Below are 12,493 nucleotides of genomic sequence, written 5' to 3' on the forward strand. Positions count from 1 at the left end.
TGGCATCACCGCAGGTTGTAGGCCTTCTTGCTATACAGGTGCTCGCGCATCAGTTGTTCCGCGCGCTCGCCGTCGCGGACCAGCAGCGCCTGCACGATGGCTTCGTGGTCGGCCACGCCGGCGGCCCATTCGTCGGGGTCCAGGTTGGATTTGTAGCGCAGGGCCTGGACCTGCAGGTTCAGGCGATCGTAGCTGGCGACCAGTGCCGGGTTATGGGCGGCGCGGCTGATGGCGATGTGGGTCCCCATGCTGGCTTCGAAGTAGGTGGCGATGTCCCGCGCCTCGTAGCCCTGCAGCATGCGCCGGTGCAGTTGGCCGATGTGCGCCAACTCGGCATCGGTGGCGCGCTGCGCGGCCTGCCGCACGGCCAATCCTTCCAGCACGCTCAGCACGTCGAAGGTGTTCTCGATGTCCTCGCGCGATAACTCGATCACCATCGCGCCGCGCTTGGGCTGGATGCTGAGCAGGCCATCCGACGCCAGGATGCGGTAGGCCTCGCGCAACGGCGTGCGCGACACCTTCAGCAGATCGCACAGGTCCCGCTCGTTCAGCCACGTGCCGGGCCGCAAGGTCCCATTGACGATCAGTTGCCGGAGGCGGTCCGCCACGACAGCGGGCAGGGTGGGGTGGTGGATCGCCAGTCCCTCGGATGGCATGGCCGGGTCAGCCAGGACGGAATCAGGGTTTGCCATAGGTGTGAAGCGCCAGGTTTGACGGTAGGCTGGTGTCTGGTATACCAAATATCAAATTCCAGAAAAATACCAGGTCAGCCCGAATCATAGACCAAGCCGTTACGGGCGGCGCCATGCCAAAGGAGACTCTCATGTGGAAAAAAGCGCTTGCCGCGCTCGGTAGCACATTGACGTTGATACAGGCATTCCCTGCCGCGGCGGAATACCCGGACAAGCCGATACACCTGTACGTGGGCTTCGTGCCAGGAGGCGGCACCGACGTATCGGCCCGCATCGTGGCCCAGCGTCTGTCCGCCATCCTGAACCAGCAGATCATCATCGAAAACAAGCCCGGCGCGTCCGGCCTGATCGCCGCGGATATGGTGGCCAAGGCGCCGCCGGACGGCTACACGCTGCTGCTGGCCAACATGCAATCCACGGTGGCAGCCCCCTATGTCCTGCCCACATCGTTCGACCCCATCAAGGACTTCACCCCGGTCCGCTATATCGGCTCGGTGCCCAACGTCCTGGCAATCAATCCGACCAAGCACGACTTCAAGACGGTGCAGGATCTGGTGAAGGCGGCGCGAGCGAAGCCGGGCAGCCTGACCTACGCGTCTTCCGGCATGGGCAGCCCTCAGCATCTGACCGCCGCGCGCTTCTCGCAGATCGAAAAAGTGGAGATGATCCACGTGCCCTACAAAGGCAGCGGCCAGGCGGTCGCCGACCTGCTGGGCGGGCAGGTCGACCTGAACTTCGACACGCTGCCGGGCGTTATCGGGCAGGTGCAGGCAGGCAAACTGCGGCCTCTGGCCGTGACCGGCTCGCAGCGCAGTCCGCGCCTGCCCGACGTGCCCACGCTGGCGGAAGCGGGCGTCAAGGGCGTGGATGTGGTGCAGTGGTATGCCGTGCTCGCGCCGGGCAATCTGCCCAAACCCGTGCTCGACCGGCTGGACCAGGCCCTGGCCCAGACGCTGAAGGATCCGTCCGTGCGGGCAAAGCTGAACGACCAGGGCATGGACGTGGGCGGTGGCCCGGATACGCCGGCGGCCTTCCGCGCCTACGTGGACAGCGAATGGGCCAAGTATGGCCGGCTGACCAGCAGCCTGGGCTTGACCAAGGCCCAGGCCAAACAATGAACCGGTTCGAAACAGGAAGCGCATCATGACCGAATCCGCGGCATCGGCCGAATCCCCCATCCTGATCCAGCGCGACGGTGGGATCGTCACCGTAACGCTTAACCGCCCCGCCAAACTGAACGCCTTGACGGTCGACGCATGGCGCCTGCTGGGGGACACCTTCCAGGCCCTGTCCGCCGACGACGAGGTGCGCTGCGTGATACTGCGCGGCGCCGGCGAAAAGGCTTTCTCGCCCGGCAACGACATCTCGGAATTCGAGACTTCGCGCTCCAACAAGCAGCAGGCGCGCGAGTATGGCGCCATCATGCGGCGCACGATCGAATCCATCGGCGCATGCCGCCATCCCGTGGTCGCGCAGATCCACGGCATCTGCGTTGGGGGCGGCATGGAAATCGCCAGCCTGGCGAATGTGCGCATCTGCGGGGCCAGCTCGCGCTTCGGCGTACCGATCAAGAACCTCGGGCTGGTGATGTCGTATTCGGAATTGACGCCGCTGGTGCGACTGGTGGGTGCGGACGCGGCGCTCGCGATGCTGCTGGAGGGCACGATCTTCGATGCGCAGGAAGCGCTGCGCCTGGGCGTGGTGACGCGCGTGGTCGCCGACGACCAGGTCGCGGCCGAGGCATGGGCCACGGCCCAGCGCATCGCGGCGGGCGCGCCGCTGGTCGCCCGCTGGCACAAGCAGTTCGTGCGCAGGATCCTCCAGGGTGGCGAGCTGACGGACGCCGAGCGCGACGAAGCGTTCGATTGCTTCGATACCGAGGATTTCCGGACCGGCTATCGCGCCTTCCTGGCCAAGCAGCCGCCCCGGTTCAACGGCCGCTGAGGCTCTCTATCCGGGACAGCGACCCGGGATCAAGGAAGGACCAACGATGGAAGAACGAAACACGTCGGCGCCCGGCAAGGGCGCGCTCGCCGGTATGCGCGTGATCGAGCTCTCGCAGATCATGGCCGGGCCCACGTGCGGCATGATGCTGGCCGACCTGGGCGCGGATGTCATCAAGGTGGAGAAGCTGGAAGGCGGCGATGACGCGCGCCAGTACCGGGATCCCCAGGTCAACGGCGTATCGATGCCGTTCCTGATGCTCAACCGCAACAAGCGCGCGATCGCGCTGGACCTGAAGCATCCCGAAGGCAAAGGCGTGCTGATGCGGCTGCTGCGCGACGCGGATGTCATTACGGAAAACTTCCGCAAGGGCACCATGGAAAAGCTCGGCCTGGGCTACGAGGAACTGCGCAAGGAGAACCCGGGCCTGATCTATTGCAGCGTATCCGGCTATGGCAGCACCGGGCCGTATGCGGACAAAGGCGGCTTCGACCTGATCGCGCAAGGATTCTCGGGCCTGATGAGCATCACCGGAGAGCCCGGCGGTCCGCCCTTGCGCACGGGCAACTCGGTGGCGGACATCAACGCGGGCCTGTTGGCGGCGTTCGGCATCCTGGCCGCGTATCAGCACAAGCTGCGCACGGGGCAGGGACAACGCGTGGAAACCTCCTTGCTGGAGGCCAGCCTGCAGCAGCTGTACTGGCATGCGGCCATCTACTTCGGTTCGGGCGTATCGCCCGGCCCCAGCGGATCCGCGCACGTGCTGACCGCGCCGTACCAGGCGTTTCCCACGGCCACGTCATGGATCATCATCGGCGGCGCCAACGAAAAGAACTGGACGCGCATCGCCCAGACGCTGGGCCAACCGCAATGGCTGGACGATCCGCGGTTCCGGCTTAACAGCGACCGCATGGCGAACCGCGAGGAACTGACCCGGCTGATCTCGGCCATCCTGCTGCAGCGGCCGGCCGAGGAGTGGCTGGCCGAGCTGGACCGCGCCGGCGTGCCGGCCGGCCCGGTGCATTCGGTGGGCGAGGCGCTGTCCCACCCGCAAACGCTGGCGCGCGACATGGTCGTGGAACAGACCCATCCGCAGGCCGGCGCGATACGCACGGTCGGCATGCCGGTGAAGTTCTCGGCCACGCCGGCGCGCTACCATCGCGCGGCGCCGCGCCTGGGTGAAGACACGCGCGCCATCCTGGCCGAATTCGGCTATGACAGCGCGCGGATCCAGGCATTGGTGGACGCGGGCGTGGTGCGGGAAGTCGCGCGCGCCGAGTGACGCGGCATTGCCGGTCGCTTACCTGGATTCGGGCTTGCGGAACTTGAAGACGAACTGATCGGTCTGGCCGCGAACCGCCGGCGCGAATACCGCGACATCGTGGGTGTCCCGCGGATCGCGCAGCACGCTGCTTTCGGCCTCCAGCTTGAAGCCGGCGGCCAGTACCTGCTGTTTGACGGTTTCGGGGTCGATACGGTGCAGCGTGTTCGAGCTGGTGTCGCTGGTGCCCGCATTGGCGACATGGTCCACGACGATGAAAACGCCACCCGGCTTCAAGGCCTTGAATACCGCCGCATCCATTTGCTCGGCGGCGGCGGCGCCCACGAATCCGTACACATCGTGGTAGTTGTCCGAGGTCCAGGCGACGTCCAGCGGTTCCGGTATCGCGAGGGCGGCGAGCGAGCCGTCCACCACGGTAACGTTGGTGAAAGCCGTCGCGGTGGGGATCGCCTGCGCGGCGCCCAGCGCTTTGGGCGATAGTTTGACGAACTCGGCGGGCACCACGGCGTATACATGCCCGGTCGGCCCGACCGCATTGCTGAAGATGCGCGTGAAATAGCCGCCGCCCGGGATCAGGTCCGCCACGCGGTCGCCCGGCTTGATGCCCGCGAAGGCCAGCAGCTGCGCGGGTTTGCGTTCCGCATCGCGGTCGACGTCCGCGGCCGGGCGGTCGGGCGAGGCGACGGCGGCGGCGATGGCGGAATTCTTCGGCGCAAGCGGCGCCTGGGCACAGGACGCCAGGGCAAGCGTCGAGAAAGCGAACAAGGCAATGGCGGCTTTCACTTCAACCTCATGTCAGCAAGTTGGAGACCGGCTTATCGACAAGCGGCGATAAGCACGGCAATGCCGAAGGACCTTACCATACCGGCATCCGCGCAGTGTGGTCTTCGTCCCAGTATGGTCTTCGTCCATCAGGCACGCGGCGCGCGATGAGCGGAGCCGCGGCGCGCGGGCCCATGGCGATGCGCGCCTTCAACCAGGCATTCCCGCCAGCACCTGGCGTATGGCTTGCTCGAACGCTGCCACCGGCTGTCCGCCGCTGACCAGATATTCGCGGTTGAAGATAATGGCCGGTACCGAGTGGATGCCCATGGCCATGTATTCCTGCTCCTCGGCGCGGACTTCGTCGGCGAACTGTCCGCTTCGCAGGACATCGCGGGCTTGCGCGCCGTCCAGCCCGACCGATTCGGCCGCCTCGACCAGCACATCGTGCTTGCTGGGATCCTTGCCATCGCCGTGATAAGCCTTCAGCAGCGCCATTTTCAAGGGCAGCTGTTCGCCCGCGGTGCCCGCCCAGTACAGCAGCCGGTGCGCATCGAAGGTGTTGTGGACGCGGGTACGCGGCCCGAAGGCGAAACCCACTTCGGCCCCGCGTTCGCGGATGCGGGCCTGCGTTTCGGCGATCTGCTCCGGCGTGCGGCCGTACTTCTTGCCGAGGTAGTCCACGATGGCTTCGCCTTCGGGGCCCATGTCCGGATTCAGCTCGAAGGGGTGCATGAAGATCCGCGCATCGACCTCCGCGCCCAGGTTCGCCAGCGCCCGTTGGAGCGAGGACAGGCCTACCGCGCACCAGGGGCAGGCAACGTCGGAGACAACATCGATTCGGAGTGGCTGGGGCATGGGTATTCCTGGAAAAGGCCGGCGGAGCGATCCGGACAATTATAGGGATGCTAAATTGCCATCCCTGTCGAGCTCCAAAAAAAAGGAAACCCTGTGTTCACAAGGCGTTATGCGACCGTCGCGGCCCTGGTGGTCCTGGCCGCGCTGCAAGGTTGCTCCTCCTTCGACTCCACCCAGGAGGCCTACAACGCCGCCTGGAAGAACCAGAAAGCGGGCTTGATCAAACAGGTCCTGGCGCCCAGCGGCAGTTTGCGCGTCGCGGTGTATCGCGGCAGCCCGACGTCCTTCGTCCAGCCGGATCCCAAGCAGCCGCCGCGTGGCGTGGGCTATCAGTTGGGCGAGGCGTTCGCGAAGCAACTGGGCGTTCCCTTCGATCCCAAGGTTTATCCGAACAACGCAGAGGCCCTGCATGCGGTGGCAATGGGGCAGGCCGATTTCACTTTCACGAACGCGACGCCCGGGCGGACCCGCGAGATGGATTTTTCGCCTCCGGTCATGGACGTCGAAAAGAGCGTCCTGGTGCTGGCGAATTCAAGGCTCAGGATACTCGACGACCTGAACAAGACCGGTGTCAGGATCGGCGTCAGCGCGGGCAGCTCCAGCGCCACCGAGTTGAAATCCCTCTATCCCCGCGCGGTCTATGTACCGGTGGATACGCTGGCCCATGCCGTAGAGATGCTGCGCGCCAACCGGATCGACGGGTTCGCGACCAATAATGCCATTCTGTTCGAAATGAGCGATAAGCTGCCCGGGTCGCGCTTGCTGCCCGGACATTGGGGCGTGGAGCATTTCGCGATCGGCGTGCCGTTCGGCCGCGCGGCCGCCCAGGATTGGGTGACGGATTTCGTCAAGAACGCGCTCGCGCACGGAGAGGTGCAGGCCGCGATCCGGCGCGCGAACGTGCGCGGCATCGTCCAGGCCCCGTAGCGCGATCCTGGAAAAGTCCCATGCCCGAAGGCCTAGTGCGGCAGGCCGAGTTCCAGGATGGCGTCGCGCTTGTCCAGCAGATGCTGGCGCAGAATGCGTGCCAGGCGGGGACCATCGCGCTCCTGCAGCGCCACCAGCATCTGTTCGTGGTCCTCGATCGCGCTGGCCCATTTCGGCGCTTTCAGGTTGGAGCGCAGGCGCAGGGCCTGTACCCGGCGGTTCACCGATAGATAGGTCTGCCGCAGCACCTGGTTGCGGGCGGCCAGGTTGATGCGATCGTGGATCTGCTGGTTGCGGCTGTAGTAGCCGGGAAGGTCGCCGCGCGCGCGGCATTCCAGCATGGCGGCATGCAGGGCGCGGATCTGCGCGACTTCCTCGTCGGTGATGCGTTCGCAGGCCAGTTCGCCGGAGAAGGCCTCCAGGCCGCTGAGTACCTCGAAGGCTTCGCGGATTTCCGCCTCCGACATGCGCGCCACGGCGGCACCGCGGTTCGGCGAAATCTCGATCAAGCCCTCGGCGGCCAGGACCTTCAGTGCCTCGCGCAACGGCGTGCGCGAAATTCCCAGGGTTTCACACAGCTGGCGCTCGTTCAGTTTCATGCCCGGCGCCAGGACGCCTTCGATGATGAAGTTGCGCAGGTGTTCGGTGACCGAATCGTGGAGAATCGCCCTTTCCACCGGTGTAAGCAGCGGCGTGGCCCGAGAAGTTTCCTGGTCTGTGTACATGGCGGATCCGGATGGACTGGCTCGCGCGCCATCATCGGTCAGGCCGCCACGTCCTGCCGTCCCGAAGGCAACGGGTCGGGATCGAGCGCGGCCGCCAGCACCTGCGCGACGTGCAAGGATTCTACCCCGGTCCCATCCAGGATCTGGTGCCGGCAGCTGGTGCCATCGGCGACGATCCAGCTGTCCGGCGGCGCGGCCCGCACCGCCGGCAAGAGCGCGGCTTCGGCCATGGCCTGGGACGCGGCGTAGTGCTCGGCCTCGTAGCCGAAGCTGCCCGCCATGCCGCAACAGGACGATTCGATGACGGAAACCTCCAATCCCGGAATCCAGCCCAGCACGGTCCTGACAGGCTGAACCGCATCGAACGCTTTCTGGTGGCAGTGTCCATGCACCAGGGCGTGTCGCCGCGCCGGCGCGCGCAGCCGCAGCGATAGCCGTCCGGCCTGATGCTCGCGCACCAGGAATTCCTCGAACAGGAAGGCCGATTCCGCCAGGCGCCGCGCGGCATCGCCGTAGCCGTAGTTCAGGAACTCGTCGCGCAGCGTGAGCAGGCATGACGGTTCCAGGCCCACGATCGGCACGCCCCGCGCGACATAGGGCGACAGCGCATCGATCAGCCGGCGCGCCTCGGCCTTGGCCTCGTCCACCAGCCCGGCGGCCAGGAAGGTCCTGCCGCAACACAGGGGCCGCTCGCCGGGGCGCGCGTTCAGGCGCACGGTATAGCCGGCTGCTTCCAGTACCTGGCGCGCCGCGCGCGCGTTGGCCGCCTCCAGGTAGTTATTGAACGTGTCGACGAACAGCAGCACTTCGCGCGTGGCGGCGGTGTCGCCCGAAGCCGTATTCGCCGCCGCCGGGTGCGCTGGGGCGGGGTGGGGCGCGATACCTGTGGCAGCCGAGTTAGCGCCCCGGCCATCGCGCGCGGCGTCCGCCAGGAAAGAGGCGCCAAAGCGCGGCAGCGATCGTTGCGTCGCCACGCCCAGGCCGTGCTTGACCCGCCGCGCCAGCGAGGGAGAGCGGTCGATCAGACGTGTCAGCCAGCCCAGGCGGGCGGCCAGCGGCGCATAGCGCGGCAGGAAGGCGATCGCGCGATCCCGCAGGCGCAGGCCATGCGCCTGCGTCCAGGCCCGGCGCGCCTCGATCTTGAGCTTGGCCATGTCGACGCTGGTGGGGCATTCGCGCCGGCATCCCTTGCAGGAAACGCACAGGTCCAGCGCCTCCTTGACCGCGATGCTGGCCAGGCCCTCCATGCCGAGTTGTCCGCTGATCGCCAGCCGCAGCGTATTGGCGCGCCCGCGCGTCACATGCTGCTCGTCCTTGGTGACCCGGTAGCTGGGGCACATGGTGCCCGCGTCGAACTTGCGGCAATGGCCATTGTTGTTGCACATCTCCACGGCCTTGGCCAGACCGGCCGTGGGATCGCCGGCGCTGCCCGGCGGCGATTCGCGGCCGGTCATGGGGTCGCGCATGACGTCCCAGGCCGACCAGTCCAGCGCGGGCGCATAGGGCTTTACCCGATAGGCAGGCGGGAAGCGAAAATTCGCCGGATCGTCCATGCGCGGCGGGTCGACGATCTTGTCCGGATTGAAGCGGTTGGATGGATCGAACAAGGCCTTGATCTCGCGAAAGGCCTGGTTGATGCGGGGGCCGTATTGCCAGCTGACCCATTCCCCCCGGCACAGGCCGTCGCCGTGTTCGCCGGAATAGGCGCCCTTGTAGCGGCGCACCAGTTCGGCGGCTTCTTCGGCGATGGCCCGCATGCGCGCGCCGCCGTCGCGGCGCATGTCCAGGATGGGGCGCACGTGCAGCGTACCGACGCTGGCGTGGGCATACCAGGTCCCTTCGGTGCCGTGGCGATGGAATACTTCGGTCAGTTGGCGCGTGTACTCCGCCAGATGCTCCAGGGGCACCGCGCAATCCTCGATGAAGGACACGGGCTTGCCATCGCCCTTCATGCTCATCATGATGTTCAGGCCCGCTTTGCGGACCTCCCACAAGGCCTTCTGCGCCTGGGCATCCGTCATTTCGACCACCGCGCCCGGCAGGCCCAGGTCGGCGACCATCTCCGTCAGGTCCCGCAGGCTGCGCACCAGCGCCTGCCTGTCGTCGCCGGCGAACTCCACCAGCAGGATGGCCTGGGGTTGTCCCACCAAAGCGCGTTCGATCACCGGCCTGAAGGCGGGGTTGTCCATCGCCAGGTCGATCATGGTGCGGTCGACAAGCTCCACGGCCACCGGCCCCAGCCGGACCAGATGCTGGGCGGCGTCCATGGACTGGTAGAAGGTGGGGAAGTTCACCACCCCCAGCACCTTGTGGGCGGGCAAGGGCGACAGCTTCAAGGTCAGCCGCCGGGTGAAGGCAAGCGTGCCCTCCGACCCCACCAGCAGGTGGGCGAGGTTGGCCTCGCCATCGTCGGTATAGGCGCGCGGGTTCTGGCAATCGAAGATATCGATGTTGTAGCCGGCCACGCGGCGCAGCACCTTGGGCGTGCGCGCCGCGATCTCTTCGCGCTCGCGCAGCGCGATCGCCCGCACGCCTTCGAGGATGCCGCGCAGGCGCGGCGCGGCGGCCAGCCGCGACACCGGTCCGAAATTCCCCTCGGTACCGTCGGCCAGGAGGGCATCGATGGACAGCACGTTGTGCACCATGTTGCCGTACTCGATCGAGCGCGAGCCGCAGGAGTTGTTGCCCGCCATGCCGCCCAGCGTGCATTGCGCCGAGGTCGATACGTCGACCGGAAACCACAGGCCATGCGGCTTGAGCCAGGCATTCAGATGATCGAGAACGATGCCGGGCTCGACCGTCACGGTGCGCGCGTCCGGATCGAAGTCCACGACCTGGTTCAGCCATTTGCTGGTGTCGACGACCAAGGCCTCGGCCACCGTTTGGCCGCACTGGCTGGTGCCCGCGCCGCGCGCCAGCACCGGTATGTCTTCGTCGCGCGCAATGTCCAGGGCGGCGGCCAGGTCGGCCTGATCGCGCGGCACGACGATGCCGATGGGTGTGATCTGGTAGATGGACGCATCGGTGGCGTAGCGGCCGCGGCTGGCGCCGTCGAACAGCACGTCGCCGCGCAAGGTCTTGCGCAGCCGCGTGGCCAGCGCGGGGGCGGCGCCGGCGGCGTAGGGCACCAGGCGCACGGGCTGCGGCAGGATGGGAGAGGGAGCGGTGGTCATGGATAGCGTGGCGAAAGGGCGTCGCGGTGCCTGCGCAGGCGCGAGAATGCCGCCGATATCAGCGGCCAGAAAAGGGCGGCCAGCGCCAGGGACACGATGCTGCCCACCAGGCCGTTGGACCAGAACACGCTCAGGCTGCCCGACGATATCAGCATGGTCTGCCGGAAGGCGTCTTCGGCGCGGTCGCCCAGCACCAGGGCCAGCACCAGCGGTGCCAGCGGGTACTGCAGTTTCTTGAACAGATAGCCGACCACGCCGAACACCAGCATCAGCCAGATATCGAAAGCCGCGTTATGCACGGTGTAGGCGCCGATGGCGCATACCACCAGGATCATCGGTGCCACGATGGAAAACGGGATGCGCAGGATGGCGGCGAACAGCGGCACGGTGCACAGCACCACGAACAGGCCGGCCAGGTTGCCCAGGTACATGCTGGCGATCAATCCCCAAACGAAGTCCTTCTGCTCGGAAAAAAGCAGCGGGCCGGGCTGCAGGCCCCAGATCATCAGCCCGCCCAGCAGCACCGCCGCGGTCGCCGAGCCGGGAATCCCCAGGGCCAGCATCGGCAGCAGGGCGCTGGTGCCGGCGGCATGCGCGGCGGTCTCCGGCGCGAGCACGCCTTCGACATTGCCCTGGCCGAAAGAGTCCGGATCCTTGGCGAACTTCTTCGCCACGCCATAGCCCATGAACGACGCCGCGATGGCCCCGCCAGGCGTGACGCCCAGCCAGCAGCCGATGGCCGCGGAGCGCAGCAGCACCAGCCAATAGCGCGGCAGCCCCGCCCAGGTCTTGAAGACGACTTTCAGGTCGATGGCGGCCTTCTTGCCCTTGAAGGCGATGCCTTCCTCCATGGTCAGCAGGATTTCGCCGATGCCGAACAGGCCGATGACCGCCACCAGGAAATCGAAGCCCCGCAGCAGTTCCGAGGAGCCGAAAGTCATGCGCAGGTCCCCGGACACGGTATCCATGCCGACGGCGGCCAGCGCGAAGCCGATGCCCATGGCGATGATGATCTTGGGCTTGGACTCCCGGCCCATGCCGATGAAGCTGCAGAAGGTCAGCAGGTAGACCGCGAAGAATTCCGCCGGGCCGAACCGCAGCGCGAAACGCGCCACCGCCGGCGCCAGGAAGGTGATCAGCAGCACGCCGACCAGCGCCCCGAAGAACGACCCGGTGAAGGCCGACGTCAGGGCCTGTCCGGCGCGGCCCTGCTGCGCCATCGGATAGCCGTCGAAGGTGGTGGCCACCGACCAGGCCTCGCCCGGGATGTTGAAGAGGATGGATGTGATCGCCCCGCCGAACAAGGCACCCCAGTAGATGCACGACAGCAGGATGATGGCCGACGTGGGATGCATGGAGAAGGTCAGGGGCAACAGGATCGCCACGCCATTGGGCCCGCCCAGCCCGGGCAGCACGCCCACCACGATGCCCAGCAGGATGCCGACCATCATCAGGCCGACGTTGCCCCAGGACAGGACGACGCCGAAGCCGTCCCAGAGCGCGGATAGTTCTTGCATGATGTCCTCCGAGCGGGCGCTGCCCAGCGGCCGCGTTTTGTATTGCTTTCCCGTCGCGCGCGACGCTGCGCGCGGCCGGGCGCGGCCGCGCCTAGTAGCCGAGCAGGCTTTCAAGCGGTCCCTTGGGCAGCGGCACCAGGAACTTCATTTCGAATACCCAGAACAGGACCGCCATGATGGCCACGGCCAGGGGCAGTCCTTTCCATAAGGGATACTTGCCCACCCAGCGCATGAAGGCCGCGACGAAGAGCGCGGAGGCGACGTAGATGCCCAGGAAACGGATCAGGCCCACGTAGATCACCAGCGGCACCAGGACCACGCACACCTGGCGCAGCTCGTCGACGCGCACGAACGGGCGCAGGTCGTGCCTGCGCAGGGCCTGCACCGCCACGGCGGCGGTCGCGACGAGAATGATGATGCCGATCCGCATCGGGAAATAGCCTGCCTGCGGACCGTCGTCCGCCCAGCCCGCGCCGATGCTGTAGTTGCTCCAGATCACCGTCACCGCCAATGCCGCGAGCAGGCCGGCGACGGCCAGTTCCATGGCCATGTACGAGACCACCGCGCGGCTGGCGGGCCGCTCTTGCTCTTGCGCTTCCATCATGTTCGTGCT

Annotated in this window: 11 protein-coding genes; 4 read left to right on the forward strand and 7 right to left on the reverse strand. The window is 66.7% G+C overall.

The window, feature by feature from the left end:
- Positions 1-5 precede the first annotated feature (5 nt).
- Complete coding sequence (locus CAL28_RS14445) at positions 6-692, reverse strand: GntR family transcriptional regulator (RefSeq protein WP_094842020.1); 687 nt, start codon at positions 690-692, stop codon at positions 6-8.
- A 131-nt stretch (positions 693-823) separates the two neighbouring features.
- Between CAL28_RS14445 and CAL28_RS14450 the strand changes: the two genes are divergently transcribed.
- The 3 genes from CAL28_RS14450 to CAL28_RS14460 are packed head-to-tail and all read left to right on the forward strand — an operon-like array spanning position 824 to position 3,918.
- Positions 824-1,810: a Bug family tripartite tricarboxylate transporter substrate binding protein gene (locus CAL28_RS14450; RefSeq protein WP_254926128.1), complete on the forward strand. Its 987-nt coding sequence runs from the start codon at positions 824-826 to the stop codon at positions 1,808-1,810.
- 25 nt (positions 1,811-1,835) lie between these two features.
- Positions 1,836-2,636, forward strand: a complete 801-nt coding sequence (locus CAL28_RS14455) for an enoyl-CoA hydratase/isomerase family protein (RefSeq protein ID WP_094842022.1) — start codon at positions 1,836-1,838, stop codon at positions 2,634-2,636.
- Positions 2,637-2,682: 46 nt separating this feature from the next.
- The gene (locus tag CAL28_RS14460) at positions 2,683-3,918 is read left to right on the forward strand and encodes a CaiB/BaiF CoA transferase family protein (RefSeq protein WP_094842023.1); all 1,236 of its coding nucleotides are present in this window, start codon (positions 2,683-2,685) and stop codon (positions 3,916-3,918) included.
- Positions 3,919-3,936: 18 nt separating this feature from the next.
- On the opposite strand, the gene CAL28_RS14465 is transcribed toward CAL28_RS14460, so the two are convergent.
- Positions 3,937-4,701 (reverse strand): class I SAM-dependent methyltransferase, encoded by a 765-nt coding sequence (locus CAL28_RS14465; RefSeq protein WP_176463993.1) that lies wholly within the window; start codon positions 4,699-4,701, stop codon positions 3,937-3,939.
- 189 nt (positions 4,702-4,890) lie between these two features.
- A complete protein-coding gene (locus tag CAL28_RS14470) occupies positions 4,891-5,538 on the reverse strand; it encodes a DsbA family oxidoreductase (protein WP_094842024.1) in 648 nt (215 codons plus the stop codon).
- Positions 5,539-5,631: 93 nt separating this feature from the next.
- On the opposite strand from CAL28_RS14470, the gene CAL28_RS14475 reads away from it, so the two are divergent.
- Positions 5,632-6,465, forward strand: a complete 834-nt coding sequence (locus CAL28_RS14475) for a transporter substrate-binding domain-containing protein (RefSeq protein ID WP_176463994.1) — start codon at positions 5,632-5,634, stop codon at positions 6,463-6,465.
- Positions 6,466-6,497: 32 nt separating this feature from the next.
- Here the strand turns inward: CAL28_RS14475 and CAL28_RS14480 are convergent, their stop codons facing one another.
- From CAL28_RS14480 to CAL28_RS14495, 4 genes are all read right to left on the reverse strand, one after another.
- Positions 6,498-7,190, reverse strand: coding sequence for a GntR family transcriptional regulator (locus CAL28_RS14480; RefSeq protein WP_094842026.1), 693 nt, complete (start codon positions 7,188-7,190; stop codon positions 6,498-6,500).
- A 38-nt stretch (positions 7,191-7,228) separates the two neighbouring features.
- Positions 7,229-10,363 carry an FAD-binding and (Fe-S)-binding domain-containing protein gene (locus tag CAL28_RS14485; protein ID WP_094842027.1) on the reverse strand — a complete coding sequence of 1,045 codons (3,135 nt, stop codon included), beginning with the start codon at positions 10,361-10,363 and terminating at the stop codon, positions 7,229-7,231.
- Positions 10,360-11,880 (reverse strand): tripartite tricarboxylate transporter permease, encoded by a 1,521-nt coding sequence (locus CAL28_RS14490; RefSeq protein ID WP_094842028.1) that lies wholly within the window; start codon positions 11,878-11,880, stop codon positions 10,360-10,362. Before CAL28_RS14490 ends, CAL28_RS14485 begins: the two co-directional genes overlap by 4 nt.
- 91 nt (positions 11,881-11,971) lie before the next feature.
- A complete protein-coding gene (locus tag CAL28_RS14495) occupies positions 11,972-12,484 on the reverse strand; it encodes a tripartite tricarboxylate transporter TctB family protein (RefSeq protein ID WP_369597672.1) in 513 nt (170 codons plus the stop codon).
- Positions 12,485-12,493: the final 9 nt, after the last annotated feature.

The sequence above is a fragment of the Bordetella genomosp. 11 genome (genome assembly GCF_002261215.1).
Classification (GTDB): Bacteria; Pseudomonadota; Gammaproteobacteria; order Burkholderiales; family Burkholderiaceae_B; genus Bordetella_C.